22 protein-coding genes are annotated in these 14,074 nt (G+C 58.3%); 10 read left to right on the plus strand and 12 right to left on the minus strand.

Going from position 1 to position 14,074, the window contains the following annotated elements; genetic code table 11:
• Positions 1-924, minus strand: a complete 924-nt coding sequence (locus tag CAG34_RS14745; RefSeq protein ID WP_085590831.1) for a DNA cytosine methyltransferase — start codon at positions 922-924, stop codon at positions 1-3.
• A gap of 43 nt (positions 925-967) precedes the next feature.
• Between CAG34_RS14745 and CAG34_RS14750 the strand changes: the two genes are divergently transcribed.
• Positions 968-1,624: a hypothetical protein gene (locus tag CAG34_RS14750; protein ID WP_085590833.1), complete on the plus strand. Its 657-nt coding sequence runs from the start codon at positions 968-970 to the stop codon at positions 1,622-1,624.
• Between the two features lie 46 nt (positions 1,625-1,670).
• On the opposite strand, the gene CAG34_RS14755 is transcribed toward CAG34_RS14750, so the two are convergent.
• Positions 1,671-2,138: a hypothetical protein gene (locus CAG34_RS14755; protein WP_085590835.1), complete on the minus strand. Its 468-nt coding sequence runs from the start codon at positions 2,136-2,138 to the stop codon at positions 1,671-1,673.
• Between the two features lie 14 nt (positions 2,139-2,152).
• Entirely contained in the window at positions 2,153-2,698 is a 546-nt protein-coding gene (locus CAG34_RS14760) for a hypothetical protein (protein WP_085590837.1), read from the minus strand.
• A 113-nt stretch (positions 2,699-2,811) separates the two neighbouring features.
• On the opposite strand from CAG34_RS14760, the gene CAG34_RS14765 reads away from it, so the two are divergent.
• Positions 2,812-3,039, plus strand: a complete 228-nt coding sequence (locus tag CAG34_RS14765) for a hypothetical protein (protein WP_085590839.1) — start codon at positions 2,812-2,814, stop codon at positions 3,037-3,039.
• On the opposite strand, the gene CAG34_RS14770 is transcribed toward CAG34_RS14765, so the two are convergent.
• The 7 genes from CAG34_RS14770 to CAG34_RS14795 form a co-directional block, all read right to left on the minus strand.
• Positions 3,029-3,382: a hypothetical protein gene (locus CAG34_RS14770; protein WP_085590841.1), complete on the minus strand. Its 354-nt coding sequence runs from the start codon at positions 3,380-3,382 to the stop codon at positions 3,029-3,031. The two genes, CAG34_RS14765 and CAG34_RS14770, sit on opposite strands and share 11 nt — an antisense overlap.
• Positions 3,383-3,463: 81 nt before the next feature.
• Positions 3,464-3,625, minus strand: coding sequence for a hypothetical protein (locus tag CAG34_RS29030; RefSeq protein ID WP_178080887.1), 162 nt, complete (start codon positions 3,623-3,625; stop codon positions 3,464-3,466).
• Between the two features lie 2 nt (positions 3,626-3,627).
• Positions 3,628-4,125, minus strand: coding sequence for a single-stranded DNA-binding protein (locus CAG34_RS14775; RefSeq protein ID WP_085590843.1), 498 nt, complete (start codon positions 4,123-4,125; stop codon positions 3,628-3,630).
• Entirely contained in the window at positions 4,122-4,454 is a 333-nt protein-coding gene (locus CAG34_RS14780; protein ID WP_085590845.1) for a hypothetical protein, read from the minus strand. Before CAG34_RS14780 ends, CAG34_RS14775 begins: the two co-directional genes overlap by 4 nt.
• Before the next feature lie 17 nt (positions 4,455-4,471).
• Positions 4,472-4,855 (minus strand): response regulator transcription factor, encoded by a 384-nt coding sequence (locus CAG34_RS14785; RefSeq protein ID WP_085590846.1) that lies wholly within the window; start codon positions 4,853-4,855, stop codon positions 4,472-4,474.
• A gap of 614 nt (positions 4,856-5,469) precedes the next feature.
• A complete protein-coding gene (locus tag CAG34_RS14790; protein ID WP_084296979.1) occupies positions 5,470-5,718 on the minus strand; it encodes a DUF1654 domain-containing protein in 249 nt (82 codons plus the stop codon).
• A gap of 145 nt (positions 5,719-5,863) precedes the next feature.
• A complete protein-coding gene (locus tag CAG34_RS14795) occupies positions 5,864-6,595 on the minus strand; it encodes a LexA family transcriptional regulator (RefSeq protein WP_084296955.1) in 732 nt (243 codons plus the stop codon).
• Between the two features lie 30 nt (positions 6,596-6,625).
• On the opposite strand from CAG34_RS14795, the gene CAG34_RS14800 reads away from it, so the two are divergent.
• The 6 genes from CAG34_RS14800 (at position 6,626) to CAG34_RS14825 (ending at position 10,701) form a co-directional block, all read left to right on the plus strand.
• Positions 6,626-6,856 (plus strand): YdaS family helix-turn-helix protein, encoded by a 231-nt coding sequence (locus CAG34_RS14800; protein WP_080563748.1) that lies wholly within the window; start codon positions 6,626-6,628, stop codon positions 6,854-6,856.
• A 136-nt stretch (positions 6,857-6,992) separates the two neighbouring features.
• Positions 6,993-7,850, plus strand: coding sequence for a replication protein (locus CAG34_RS14805; protein WP_085590848.1), 858 nt, complete (start codon positions 6,993-6,995; stop codon positions 7,848-7,850).
• The gene (locus tag CAG34_RS14810) at positions 7,840-8,652 is read left to right on the plus strand and encodes an ATP-binding protein (protein WP_085590850.1); all 813 of its coding nucleotides are present in this window, start codon (positions 7,840-7,842) and stop codon (positions 8,650-8,652) included. The genes CAG34_RS14805 and CAG34_RS14810 overlap by 11 nt, the downstream gene beginning before the upstream one ends.
• A 37-nt stretch (positions 8,653-8,689) precedes the next feature.
• A complete protein-coding gene (locus CAG34_RS14815; protein ID WP_085591065.1) occupies positions 8,690-10,015 on the plus strand; it encodes a site-specific integrase in 1,326 nt (441 codons plus the stop codon).
• Complete coding sequence (locus CAG34_RS14820; RefSeq protein ID WP_085591067.1) at positions 9,978-10,307, plus strand: hypothetical protein; 330 nt, start codon at positions 9,978-9,980, stop codon at positions 10,305-10,307. The genes CAG34_RS14815 and CAG34_RS14820 overlap by 38 nt, the downstream gene beginning before the upstream one ends.
• Positions 10,308-10,311: 4 nt before the next feature.
• The gene (locus CAG34_RS14825) at positions 10,312-10,701 is read left to right on the plus strand and encodes an antiterminator Q family protein (protein WP_178080888.1); all 390 of its coding nucleotides are present in this window, start codon (positions 10,312-10,314) and stop codon (positions 10,699-10,701) included.
• A 54-nt stretch (positions 10,702-10,755) separates the two neighbouring features.
• On the opposite strand, the gene CAG34_RS28140 is transcribed toward CAG34_RS14825, so the two are convergent.
• Both CAG34_RS28140 and CAG34_RS14835 read right to left on the minus strand, forming a co-directional pair.
• Complete coding sequence (locus tag CAG34_RS28140) at positions 10,756-11,439, minus strand: MAE_28990/MAE_18760 family HEPN-like nuclease (RefSeq protein ID WP_143516489.1); 684 nt, start codon at positions 11,437-11,439, stop codon at positions 10,756-10,758.
• Between the two features lie 2 nt (positions 11,440-11,441).
• Positions 11,442-12,497: a DUF262 domain-containing protein gene (locus CAG34_RS14835; RefSeq protein WP_085590854.1), complete on the minus strand. Its 1,056-nt coding sequence runs from the start codon at positions 12,495-12,497 to the stop codon at positions 11,442-11,444.
• Between the two features lie 352 nt (positions 12,498-12,849).
• Between CAG34_RS14835 and CAG34_RS14840 the strand changes: the two genes are divergently transcribed.
• Positions 12,850-13,170, plus strand: a complete 321-nt coding sequence (locus tag CAG34_RS14840) for a phage holin family protein (RefSeq protein WP_085590856.1) — start codon at positions 12,850-12,852, stop codon at positions 13,168-13,170.
• Positions 13,171-13,182: 12 nt separating this feature from the next.
• Complete coding sequence (locus CAG34_RS14845) at positions 13,183-13,914, plus strand: hypothetical protein (protein ID WP_085590858.1); 732 nt, start codon at positions 13,183-13,185, stop codon at positions 13,912-13,914.
• The last annotated feature ends 160 nt before the right edge of the window (positions 13,915-14,074 follow it).

Here is a 14,074-nt window from a genome sequence, read left to right on the forward strand (position 1 = left end):
TCATGCCGCTTTCAGCAACGCCTCGATTACTCGTTGTCCAGCTAGCGGCGGTACCGCATTACCGGCCATGTGCATGGTCAGCCGGTGGTTGTCCGGGCGCAGGGTGTCTGCCGGGAACGACATGGCGGCCAAGGCCTCGTCGGCGCTGAGCATCCGCATGCGGTCGCCATCGACCAGGGCCCAGCGGTCCAGGGTGGTGATGGTGCCGATCGGCCGGTTGATGTCGCGGCCGGTGGTGCCGGAGCCTTTGCCGTAGTAGGGCATGATGAACCGGTCGCCGAAGCGCTGGCGCCCGTTGCGCACCCGGTCGAGCGTGGCCTGGGCCCGGCCTGGTTTCTCGATCGCCGACCAGCGGCCGGCGTCGAAGTCGAGGAAGCTGCTTGCCGGCACATGCCGCTCGCGCTGCAGTTGAAGCATCAGCGGGGCCCTGCTGCGCGTCAGGACCATGAATAGGCGCACCCGGTGCTGCGGAACGCCGAGGTCCGCGCAGTCCACGATGTGCGGCGCACACTGGTAGCCCATCGCTTGGATGGCCTGCAGCCATGCCGGGTACAGCAGCCAGTCGGTGAACTCAGGCACGTTCTCGATCACCGCCGCCTGCGGCCGGTGGAACTCAAGGGCCGATACCGGCGCCCAGGCCGTCGAGCGCGATGCGTCGTGCTCAGGATTGCCCGATTTCTTGCCGCGGGCCTTTGCGTGCCCTTGGCAGCAGGGTGAGGCAAGCAGGATGTCGTGCGCCGGCACCTGCTCCCAGCGTGCCTGGTGCAAGTCCTGGCAAACGTGCTGCGTGTCGGGGTGGTTGGCGCTGTGCCATTCAACGGCTACCGGCCAGTGGTTTGCCGCCCAGAGAACCTGGACGCCTGCGGCGCGCGCGCCGGTGCTCCATCCGCCGAGGCCGGCGAACAGGTCGATTGCTGTGGGCATGAAGATATCTCGCGCGTATGATTTCAAAAAACAAGGATGGGTTATGAAAATGCTGAACGAGTACGGCAAGAGTCTGCTGAAACCGTGGTTGTCAGTTCAAAATATCTGCTTGGCTCTTGCGATTTGCTTTGTGACTGTTCTTTTGATCAGGACGTACGATCTTAATAAGAGTGAGCTTGCAAGTTGGGTCCAAGCCTTTGGCTCTATCGGTGCCATTTGGGGTGCTTTAGCAGTAAGCCGAAGACAAATTACTATGCAAGCAAACGCGGATGCGAAGAGGGCGGAACTTCGTGATGGTGCCTATTTGGCGGTAATGGAAAGCGCTTGCAAAAATGTCAGGAAGCTGTCTGAGTTTGTTGATGGCGGGCCAACGTTGAATGCTTTCTTATTGATGTGGGATTATCACGTTGGCGGGCTTTTTGAAAGCAATATGGAGATACTGAAAGGAATTCCGGCCCATGAGCTGGGAAGTTACGAGCTTGTAGTATCCCATTCAGTTGTTATGACGAAGATGATACGGATTCAGGGTGTGATTCGCGGTTTGCGCGAAGCAGATGAGCGTTACAAGAAAGTTCAGGAACCCTGGGTGAAATATCAGTATTCCGAAATTACGGGAGATAATGAAGTTGTCCAAGATGCTCTTGAAAGGTACAAGGTCGCGCTTGCCGTCAAGCGAGATTTCATGAACTCTCAAACTTGAGGCGTTCATCGTTTGAGAGGGGAAGGCGCTGGCGGGCAGCGCGGGGTCAGGCGGTTTTGCGTTTGAGCAGCGCAGCCTTGTAGCTCGCTTTGGCCAGGGGCGCAGTGGGACACCACTCGCCTTCGATGTCTCGGTCGCAGGATCCTCGCCAGCCTGAGCGAGATCGGTACATCCGGTACTGCCACTGGCCTTCATGCTTGCGCTTCTCGCGATGAGGCCGGTTGATACCCAAGAACTCGTGGAAATCGCAGTTCCACTCTTCGTCGTAGTACCGGTCGTAGTTGGTGCGGCGTGGTTGCTTAGGCAGCGCTTCAGCCATCTCGCCGTACTCGATGCCGTCTACGGGGTGGTAGCGGCCTGGATGACGCTTGGTGCTCTCGTCGAGGGTGATACCGATGTAGTGCCCGAAGTCGTCGGTGATCACTCCAGGTTTGCCGTAGGCGATCACGCGGCGGCCGATGCACGCCGGGACCTGGTAATACTGCTGCACGTACTCGCAGGGTGTGCCGAGCATGGCTTTCTCCTTGGTCAGGCGGCAATCGGGAACTGCTTGGCCAGGGCCTGCTGCACTGTTTCGATGATGCGGCAGAGGTAGGCCCAATCAGGGTTTGGCTCCATCGCATCTGCCGGCTGGTTCCACCAGTCGTCACCAAACACGCGGTGCATGAACTCGCGGTGGGCGCCGCCGCACTCATCGAGCGAGCTGGTGTAGCGAACATCTTCTGCCTCGTCGAGCAGGCTCCGGGCGTCTTCTGCGTCGAGATCCCGGTCACGCCGCATTTGCACGATCACCTTCCGCGCTTTGTCGGCCAGGGCCTCAGCACTGAACCGGCGAGAACTCAGGGACCGGTCGAAATAGCCGATGATGTAGGCGTCGTGCAGCTTGCAGAAGAACTGGCCGATGGTCAGGCCATCCCACATACCACCCCAGTAGGCGTGCCAGGTCTTGTCGAAGCAGCTGACGGTGATCTTGCCCTTGCAGGGCGCGAAGTCTTCGAGGTAGACGCTGATCGGGTCCAGGCCTTCGGCGCCGGTGATCAGTAGCTTGGTGACGGTCGAGGTCTCGACTTGCATTACGGTACTCCATGCATGCGCCGCCCTCCGTGGCCGGATGCGGCATGGTGGCAATTTGGTTTTGGATGGGGTATTACGGGTGACCGGCAGGGGCCGGCCACAAGGAGAGTTGAATGAGCATCAGGGCAATGTCAGTGCTGGACAAAATCAGAGTTCTTAATGCTGGAGCGACCTTCGAGGTGTCAGCGCGTGGAACGTCTGTGCTAGACCTCATACGGCTGGCCACTGCGGCCAATCAGGGCGGCGGTCAGCTGACTGTTACAGACGTCGAAGGCGTTTCTGTTTTGGATTTGATTAGGATCGCATCTGCGGCTCCAGGCAAAATCACTCTCAAGGATTAGGCCTAACGATCTCGTCGCCCGGGTCGCGACGTAGGTCCCGCAAGCTCTGCTCTTCGAACTGACGCGCTAGTTTTGGCGAGATGTAAAAAGCTGGCGCGTCAGGTCGTTCAAGACGACGCGCCCGCTCCTCGGGATCCTGCGCGATCCATGACAAGGCCAGGTCCTGCCAGAGTTCTTGCACCTGGTCGTACCCGTGGCGTTCGATCTCCGCAGCCATTGCAGCCTTGATCCCTTCCGGCATGTTGAAGAACACCTTCTCGATACCGAGCTTCTTCGCTTGGGCCTTCTGCCGGGCCCGGTAGTCCGCAGAGTGTTTCGCGACACCGGTCTTTTGCTCGGTCATCGCAGGTACCTCCCAAGCCGCTGGGCGGCAGATTGATGTGCTGCTGGCGCCGGCCGTGCCGGACGCGTGCGGTGATGCGTTTCAAGCGGAAAGCTCCATGTCTCGGTCATGCCAGCCGGCAAGCCACCAGCCGCAATCCACGGTCATCCAGCCGTATGGCTGGGCGTCGCGTGACTGGCTGTTGTCGCGGCAGGCCCGCCCGAGGTAGTACGCGGCGGGGTGGACCAGCTGCCGGCGCTTCATGGTTACGCACCGGCCAGGTGGTGGAGGGGGGCGAACGGTATGTCGTCGTCGAAGCTGTCGTGATCGGGCGGTGCGGCCTGCTGGCTCTGCTGTGGGCGCGCCGGCCGTTGTTGCCGCGGCTGCCTATCTGGCACTTGCCCGGGCTGCTGGCCCTGCGGCCGACTGCCCAGCAGCTGCATCGTGCCGTTGATGTCGACGATGATTTCCGTGGTGTAGCGCTTGATGCCGTCCTTCTCCCACTCGCGGGTCTGCAGCTTGCCCTCGATGTAGCACTGCGAGCCCTTGCGCAGATACTCGCCGGCGATCTCGGCCACCTTCCCGAACAGCGACACACGGTGCCACTCGGTGCGCTCGACCTTCTGCCCTGACTGCTTGTCGGTCCATTGCTCGCTGGTGGCCAGGCTGAGGTTCGCCACCGCGTTACCGTTGGGCAGATAGCGAACTTCCGGGTCCTGGCCGCAGGTGCCGACCAGGATCACCTTGTTTACCCCGCGGCTCATGACGAAAACGCTCCAGCCATGACGATCAATAGCAGCGCCCAGAGGGCCGCCCAGCGAGTGCGGGTGTCGTCAGGCGGGCTGACCTTCAGCACCGGCACCGACTTTGCGTTCACCGCGCGCTCCAGGCTCTCGGCGTAGGTCACCGCGTCGAAGTAGCGGCGGCGCTGTCCGTACAGGCGGTTATCGTCGGAGCCGACGATGGCCCAGCTGTTGTTCTCACCCTGCTGGACGAAGAAGCGGGAGTTGCTGCGGAACTGAGCGGCTGCGGCTTCGGCCTGCTGCTGCACCTGGTCGTATTGCATACGGCTATTGCGGATGGCTGCGTTCATGGGTTGGTCCTTGTTGGTCAGGCATGGAGTTCCAAGGCTTCTGCCTTGCGAACGATTCGAACTTGGGCGGTGCGTCGCTCCGGCGCGCGGCGATCGCGGCGCATCGGGTCGCTGTCGTCGATCACCGCATGCATGGCGATGAGGCCGGCGAGGGCGATGCAGATCGGGCTGATGATCTGCTGGCGCATGGCCTTGGTGACCGCCTCGATGCGGCGGCCGGCCTCCAGCTTGAACAGCGCGGCTTCGATGCGGTTGGCCACCGTGCCCGGGCTGACCGACATCTGGCGGGCGATTTCTTTGGTGGTGAGGCCTTGAGCCACCCACAACAGTGCTTCGAGTTCACGGGGAGCCAGCGCCTTGCCGAGCTGGCCAATCCATGAGCCACAAGTGATCGTTTCCATGAAGAGTCCTCGGTGGGCTGCATTGGTCGTGACGCTCGCTGCCGCTACCTCCCGGACCAGGGGAGGGCGAACGTCACGACCAATTCAGCCGACTTAATGTGCATGGGGGTGCCCTTTAGGCGGTGTAAGGCACGCGCTGGTGAGCTTTACGGTATGGCGCCCCGGCCTCGCTACTGGCGACAGGCCGGGGATGCTGCATCAGCGGTGATTCGTCGTTACGGGCGGGCTACCGGGTTCCGGCCAATGCGCGGTGACATCGACGCCACAACTTGCCGCTGCCTGTCAGGGTTACGGGCGAAGCCTTCAGGCTTGCTGCGCCTCACTGGTGAAGCGGTACCTACTTCATGGCCAAGGTTCTCCTCTTCGATTGGTTGATGATTTGCCACCAGGATCCGAGGTCGATACGGCATCGCGCAGGGAGGCTCCTGCCTATGAGCGTGCTAGCTACCTTTCCCACCTGGTGGTGTATTGCGTCGAGTTGTGTAAAGAGCGGTGGCTGCCGTAGCTGCCTATAACCTGTGTTATGGATCGAATCATAACGTAGGTTTTCTCTGTGTCAATAACTCAAGTTATAAATCCGACCAAAAAAAAGCCCGCGTTATGCGGGCGCTTGTTCATGCTTCGGTAAATCCTCGCCATCCAATCCTGATGAGGCCTGAGTCCAAGGTGTCGATCGTGATACCTGAAGTCTCTTCCAGGTCGGCGAGCAATCGCTGCCAGTCGGCAGGGGATTCATCCGCGCTAGGCTTGACCTCAACAAACTGCCTTTTCTGTACGTGGGGTGATGCGATTGCTTGCTGGATACGGTATCCGAGCCGTTCGTAGGACAACGATGGGGAATGCGAAAAGGCAGGGTGGGGCATGGCATGAAACTCCTTGTACTGTATGTGCATACAGTTATCCTTTGCTGTAGGAATTTTCAATAGCCGAGAGCTAATTTTTTTTAGCTTGCATTCTTCGGGCAAAAAAAAGCCCAGCATTCCGCCGGGCTATCTGGGCCAAGTATCGTCAGAGCTTGATGGTAGCGCGTACCACGACACCCACGATTCTGCAGCCCTCCATGCACATCTCCATAGGGTATGCGGGATTGAGTGGCTTCAAGAACCTCCGCCCGCCGTCTTCCACAAGTTTTTTGAACGTCGCTTCATTGCTGTCGGCCAGCTTGGCAACGACAAGCTTTCCAGGAGCGGCCTCAGCTTCGGTGTCGACCAGGATGAGCATCCCCTCAGGGATGCTTGTGCCGACCGGTGAAGTCATCGAGTCTCCTTTGACCTCCAGCCAAAACGCTGCCCCTTTGGAGTCGTAATCAGACATTTCGTAGCGGTCAGAAAACCCGGGTGGGAATGGTTCGACCGCTTCCGCCCAGGCTCCCGCTGCGACCCAGCTAATCACCGGATACCTAAATGATTCGGGCTGCTCTTTCAGCGCCCTGACATTGCTCGGCTCTCGCTGCGCCCCCTGTCCGGACGCCAGCCATTCGGCAGTCACTCCAAGAGCCCTCGCTATTTCAAGCAGCTTTTTGGAGGTCGAGTTTCGACCACTTTCGAGGTGCTGGATCGTGACCTGGCTTACCCCGGCTTTCTCCGCCAGCTGGGCCTGACTTAGGCCAAGCGCCGTGCGACGTTCAAGGATTCGGTCTTTGAGCATTTCGGAAGGTTTGTTCATGCCTGCAAGGGTAAAACACACGTTATTAGCCTTCAAATAACATGTGTTTGCCTTATCTATAACTTGAGTTATCATCGGGTGCACGATCCATTGAGGCACGCAGACATGCCGAATACAGAAAGACCAATTGACGAGGTCGTGCGGTTGGCCGGAGGCCAAGCAGAGCTCGCCCGAAGATGCAACACCAGCCAGCCGCGTATTTGGCAGTGCGTGCACCGGAACCAGAAGGTGCCGGCAGATCTGGTGATTCCGTTTGAGAAGGCGGTTGGTGGTCAGGTTACCCGCCATCAGCTGAGGCCGGATCTCTATCCGGCAGAAGATAAGGCGGCTTCGTGATGAGCATTATGCATCTGAGGGCTTTTCGCCAGTAGATGACCGAAACACCTGCGAATCCATCCAGTACCGGAATCGCGGACGAAAAAAAACCGCCTGGCAGGGCGGCTTTCTCTACAGCATTTCAACGGGTTTAAGCATGACAAACATCGTCCCACTTGACAAGTCCAGGGGGTTTACCCGGATGGACAACCAGCTCATGGATGGCCTGCTGGCTATCGATCTCCCGGCCCGGGAGATGAAGATTGTGCTGTATGTGGCCAAGGCCACCATCAACTACGGCACGGGCGCTCAACGCATCCCGGCGACCGACATCGCGAAAGCCATCCATGCCCACCCTGACACCGTATCCAAGGCGGTTTCTAGTCTGCTGCGTCGTCGGGTTCTGTTCCGCGAGGGCGGTGCACGGGGTGACATCGGCGTGAATGACCCGAAAGACTGGGTCTACGTCATTGAGCCGAAACAGACCAAAACAGCCGACTCGGCTGAAGTGGTCCGAATCGGCGATGAGTCGAAACAGACCAAAACCGCCGACTCCCTTCTTTATTCTAAGAATCTAACCCCCTATGTATTTCTTCCTTCGGAAGAAAATACATGCCCCCCCAGCGATGAGCAGCCGGCTCCGGCCAAAGCTGACCGCAAAGCACCGTTCGGGAAGGCCGCCATGCTGGCTGACAACCCTCACGGCCTGGATGAGTTGCTGATCGCTGACTACCTGACTGTTCGCAGGGCCGCCAAGGCCCCAGTGACGGCCCGCATTTGGGCAGGCCTCAACTTCAAGCTGGAGCAGTGCAAGGCGTTCGGCATCCAGCCCGCCCAAGCCCTGGAAGTCGCCGTCGAGAACGGCTGGCGCGGCTTTGAGGTGGAGTGGGTTACCAAGCGCATCAGTGCGCAGTTGCCTGCCCAGGCCAAACCGCACAGCCGTCACCACGGCTTCGACGACCGCGACTACACCGCCGGCCTGGCCGCGCGAGAGGACGGCACCTATGCGATCTGAATCGGTGATCACCATGTCCGAGGTGCGAAACGCCGCGGGTTTCCGCGTCCAGCCCGCTCACTGCGAGCATCACGGCGACTTCGAGCAGCGTGTAACCATGCTGATGGGTCGCGAAATCGTCGGGCGCTGCCCTGTGTGCGAGAAAGCGGCCGTTGCCGAGCGCGAAGCCAAGCAGTTGGCGGAGGACACCCGCCTGAAGCGTGAGGCTATGACCCGCAAGCTGGGTTCGGCGCTGATCCCCAAGCGCTTCGCCGACCGCACCCTGGCCAATTACCGCGTCGAGCACGAAGGGCAGCGCAAGGCCCTGGCCTACTGCACTCGTTACGTGGCGGCTTTCTCGGAAATTGAGCGCACTGGGCGCTGCCTGATGCTGCTGGGCAAGGTCGGTACCGGCAAGACGCACCTGGGCGCCGGGATGGCCAACGAACTGATGCGTAACACCTCGGCAACGGCCGTGTACCGCACGGTGGGCGCCGTCCTGCAATCCATCCGCGCCACCTACGACCGCCACAGCGAACAGTCCGAAGCCGACATCCTGTCCAGCCTGATCGAACCTTCGCTGCTGGTGCTGGACGAGGTCGGGGTCAGCAAGGAGCAGCCGAGCGAGTTCGAGCTGACCACCCTGTTTTCGATCATCAACGGGCGCTACGAGCAGATGCGCCCCACGGTGGTGATTTCCAACCTGGAGGCCAGCCAGCTGCGCCACGCCATGGGCGAGCGATGCTATGACCGCCTGCGCGAGGGCGGCGGGGTGGTGGTGCCGTTCGAGTGGGAGTCGCACCGCGGCAAGGAGGAATTTTAACTGTGCGGCAATGGCTAAAAATGGGGCTGGGGTCGGTATGAGCGCGACCGCCGCGGTGAAGTTATCGGATGCCGAAATTCGTCGACAGGCTGCCCAGGCCGGGGTGCGTGATCTGCGCGACCCAAGGCACCCGGGGCTTCGGTTTCGCTTCGACCAGAGCCGCCAGGGTGGCACCTGGTTCCTGGTGGCGCGCCGGAAGTGGAACCGACTCGCTCGCTTTCCGGAGTACAGCTCGGCCGCGATTCTGGCTGAGCTGCCGACTCTGCGGCAGCGCCTAATCACCCAGCCGGATGACGTGATCGCGTTGGCTGGAATGGTGACCTTCAACGATTTGTTGGGCTGGTTCAAAGAGCGGGTGAGCGGTGATGCCAGCGTGTCGGATTCATGGAAGCGTACCGTGAGGACAGTCATCGAGCGACACCTACAACCGCGCATTGGCGAGTTGCCGATTGCTACGCTGACAGCCGCAACGCTGGATAAGCGCTTGATGTGGCCTGCCCAGGCCGAATGCTCGACCTCCTATGTCAGGCAGATTTACCGCGTGTTGAACCTGGCCGTAGGCAAAGCGCGTGAGCTCGGCCTGATCGGCAGCAACCCCATGGCCGAAATGAAGTTCAACCAGTTCATCAAGACCAAGATTGTGCCGAAGGATGGCAGGCTGCGAGCTGACCACCTGGAGGAGGTGATTACCGTCCTCGGTGGGCTGTTCGGGCGGTCACCTGCAAACGCGATGCTGCCATTGCTCATGATTTGCCACGGCACCCGCTTGGGCGAAACGCGGCGGGCCGAATGGGCTGATTTCGCACTGGGTCATGCAGAGTGGTTCATACCTGCCAAGCACACAAAGACCCGCACCGAGCACCGGCTGCCGCTGACGCCGCAGGTGTGCGCTTTGTTGCAAAGGTACCGCGCCGTCCAAGTAGAAAACGGCTACAGCGGCAAATACCTGTTCCCAGGCCGCAAGGGGCAGCCGTTGAGCCCCAGTCAGGCCTCGGCAGTATTCCGACGACTGGCTTCAAGTGAATGGTCCAGCCATGACCTGCGCAAGGTGGCCCGTACCGCCTGGCTGGACATGGGGGTGGATGGGTTTATCGGTGAAATGTTGCTCAACCACTCGCTGGGCAAGGTTGCGGATACCTACATCAAATCGAAGGGCAACGGTCTTCGTCGCGAAGCGCTCGAGCAGTGGCACGCCTGGTTAGACGGCATCGGCTTTGCTGCCATTCACGGGTTGACGGGCGTGCAATCCGCAATTTCTCACAACAGGCCGCAGCCCAAGCCACGCAAGACGCGCAGCCCAATCCACGAATTAGTTACAGGGGAGAATGCAGAACGTGAAAAAGCGTCTTCAGGATGGCTTTAAACGACCGCGCTTTGACCTAGTTCAATGCCCGGTATGCAGGGGGAGGGCGGTCGTGAAAGGGGTGTTTTTTGAGTTGGTGTGCACCGACTGCAATGGCTCAGGTTGGGTTATTGAAGGATCCAGGTTGGTGCTTCCGCTTGAGGAGCTGGTAACGCAGTTGAGTTTCAAGTTGCAGCTGGCACAGAGACAAATTGAAGCGCTGAAAGGGGCGGCCAAAGTAGTCGGCCCGCAGCAGCAGTATCAAGAACCGAACCGCCTGGGGGCGGGCGGCACAAATTACACAGGGGATTAAGAGAATGATGATTCGAAAGCCAGCAGGTCGGCCGCTGGGAGATACAGAGTATCTATTGGAGCAATGGGGATGGTGGCGAATGGATGGTGCCGGTCTGCCTAATTACACTTCTCCGACCTTCGCGCTGATGCGGCAGTCAGTACCCCAGCCGTCGATGAGTAAAAATTATTGCATCACCGACGACTGGGCACTTGCTGTCGACAAAGCAGTGGCCCGACTTACGTCACGAGATCAGCAGATGGGGGACCTAATTTGGCTGTACTACGGAGCAAAGTGGCCTATGGCGCGTGTTGGAAAATACTATGGAATTAGCGAAGGGAAGGCTAGAGAGTTGATTAGGGCTGGGGGGGCTTGGGTTGACTGCGCAATCAATTGTGTGTTTATTGCGGCATAGTCTTATATCCCTTTCCCGCAGCTCCTAGTGGTGAGAGTGCGGGAAAGGCATGCGTTAAGGGTATGCGGCTCTATGCTGTGCCAATATTACCCCGCGAGTGGTGTAATGCTGTTCTAGGCAGTCGAGTATGTGGCTACACGTGGAGCCTATGGCTTGGTGTCGAATCCGGAGGTCCGGCGAACGTCTTGCTGATCCAATACCTAACGCACTGTAACGACCATGAGCGACGCCATTTCTTCGCTCTACCAGTTCGTCTACGTAGAGCCTGTAAGTTGGATCTGGAACTATGGGTTGCTGGATGTCTAAGCACAAAAAAAGAGTTTCTAATCTTTCCGGCCACACATTTTGGAGGTAAAGCCCGAAAACATCGCTGTTGATTCGCTGCGGTGTCGTTGATGCTTGTGCATCAATAAGCTTTACCCGGTTTGTCCAGGTTTTTTCCTCACCGACATTACGCATTGAAGAAAAATTGGCTTCGAGCGCGACACTGTGGAACCGAGCTTTAAAATGCTGGGGAGGAGCGTTGAGGCTGATGATTCCTTGAAGGAAACGTTGGATACCTTGATTGACCGTATATTCAAGCGCTGCATACAGATGGACGTAAAAAAGCCCTCTGAGGATTTTAGCTTCGTTTGGGTCAGGGTTCGGCGGGACGGATTCCAATCTGGCAATATGGTCCAAAAGTTGAAATACCTCTCCGAGGCGTGCCGTTACTTCCGCTCTAACTGCACTCAGCATGGTTAACTCTTCAATGCATCGCGGACGTACTCAATACGTCCAGTGACCGATTTTTTGTTATTAGTAGCGCCAATGGTAAAGGTGCGCAGTTTCTGGTCGTCTAATAGTTTTTCAAGTTTTGCAGTTGATAGCTTTGAGCCGGTTTTCAATGCGAGAGCAGCCCCAACTGCGATCCCCTCGTAAAGATTAACGGGAGTTGCGCCTCTGTTGCCTCGAACGATTCCTTTAGGTAATGCATCGTTTAAAGCCGAAAATGTTCGCTTGAAAAGTCTTACTAAAGTTGGAGGTATGCCAGTTTGGGCGCGCTCTTTCATGTAGGAATTCAAGAAATCTTTAACGCTGTGGTCGAAAGACTTGTAGTTTTCCGCGAATGCGAAGAAGCGCAGAACAAATTCTTCTGCTGTTCCGTTTTTTGTGTCTCCAGCCTTTAGGTTGATGCAGGATAAAAAATTTTCCTCTGTAGCTAGCTTCTTGAGGTCGTCATTGAATGGTCCGCGGAATACACAGTTTCTTATTTCTTGATTTGTTAAGGATATTCCGCCGGTGTTCAAGCGCTCAAAGAGATCAAATCTTACATTCTGGTCGCTTTTGTCATTAAGAACAGTCACCCTCATGGGGCGGGTAGAAAACATTAGCTGCACAGATTTCGGGAGGTTTTTATACCCCGTGCCGTTTAACGCCGAGAGCTTCTCCAGTTCCCTTATTTTTAAAGGGTGGGTGCGGGATACTTTTTCAAGAAGTGTTCCTGTCCCCAGGAAGTGGGCAAGCGTTCCTAGCCGCTGAACGCCATCGACAATTTCCCATGTCGAATCGCTATTGGTTGCCATGAATAAACTAGGGACTGGAATGCCGAGGAGAACTGATTCAATTAGTTGGGATTCTCTTTCTTCATCCCAGATGAATTGCCTCTGGTACTCAGGAGGTACCTCGATTTCTCCTGACTCAAACATATCTAGCAGCTGTCTGACGCTCAAATCGTAACTATCGAAAGAAACAAGGCGTCGTTCTCCGTCAAGCTGATCTTGAAGTGTTGGTTTGTTCTCAGGGGTTCTGGCCATGTGCCCTCCTTATCCTGCGCGCGAGGATACCAATTAACAGGGAAAAAGAAAATCTGCAACGGGTGCGGGCTGGATTTGGTTTCCAGTCATATTGGGAGGGGCGGTGAGGGATTCTTGCGAGTTACGGTGAAAAAAGGCTTTTCCGCGCGGAATAGTTCTGTTTTTATAGCAGCGTGTGTTGCTGTGAACGCAGCGCGACGCTTTCCAAAGCCTGGCCAATAAGCCGGGCTTTTTGTGCCAACTTACAAGCCCTGCCATCGTGCGGGGCTTTTTCGTTTTCGGCCCCATTCCCGGCTCTTTGCTTCTCGCGGATCCCAGCGTCATGGAGGCCGGACTTACTTGAGGACTACAGATGGACACTGAGCATCAGGCTCTGGCCGATGTGCCACTTTGGCTCTTGGTGTTGCTGAGTATGGCCGGCTTGTCCGGTGAGATGCTCCGGGCGTCAGGTGCTGACTTAAGCCTACGGCAGATTCTGCAGCGCGTTGCATTGCGCTTCCTGGCTTCCGGCCTGCTTGGCATGGCAACGCTGCTGCTTGCGATGGCTCTTTGGAGCAATCTCTATCTTGCCGCCGGCTTGGGCATTGTCATTGCAGTTATCGGTGCGGATGTAGCCGGAGGGCTATATACCCAGTTCCTGGCTAAGCGCGCTGGAGTCCAGTCCGAAAAGTAACCTGGGTGCTGCATGATCGACCTTAAGCTTGATATCGACAGTGTGCCCCTAGCCCGCGAAATCTCGGACATTCAGCGAAAGCAGGTCCCCTTTGCCCTGATGCTCGCGCAGACGCGGCTGGCCACCACCCGCATTAAGCCGGGAATCACCGAGGTGATGACCAAGCGGTTGGATCGGCCGACCCCCACCACCATGCGCAGCCTGTTTGCGCGGGCGGCGACCAAGAGTCGCGGTGCCATGGTCTGGTTCAAGGATCAATGGACCACGGGCATACCCGCCGACACCTACCTGCAGCAGGCGGTGCAGGGCGGTCAGCGGCTGCACCAGCGTTTCGAGAAGTCGCTGATTGCCCAGGGCTTGATGAAGGCCGGGCAGTACGCAGTGCCCAACGCTGACCTGTTGAACCAATACGGCAACGTCTCGCGCGGTGTGATGACCCGCATCCTGTCGGGCCTTGGTGCTGCTGAGGGTGGTCGGGGCTATCAGGCCAACGCCACGGGTAGCAAGCGTAGTAAGCGCAAGGGTAATGCTGAGCGCTATTTCGTCGGCACGGTTGGTGATGACTCGGGCGTGTGGGAGCGCAAGGCGCGTAAAGAGATCGCGCCGGTGTTCCTCTACACCGATGGCGCGCCGCAGTACCGGGTGATTTTCCCGTTCTTCAAAATCGCCGAGAACATCGCCAAGGCGCACGGGCAGGCCGAGCTGGCCAGCGCGCTGCGTGAAGCGATCCTGACCGCGAAGTGAGGTCGCACGAGGCGCGACAAGCCCCCGCCACCCCTCGGGGCGGCCGCCAGGCCCGGGCCCTGACTCACCCTCACCGCGGCCGACGGGTCCTCCCGGGCCTACCGGGGCTAGGGGGTAATTCGGGCCCCGCCTTTTCGCTATGTATGACCCAAATTCGGAG

It is taken from the genome of Pseudomonas sp. B14(2017), assembly GCF_002113255.1.
Taxonomy (GTDB): domain Bacteria; phylum Pseudomonadota; class Gammaproteobacteria; order Pseudomonadales; family Pseudomonadaceae; genus Aquipseudomonas; species Aquipseudomonas putida_Z.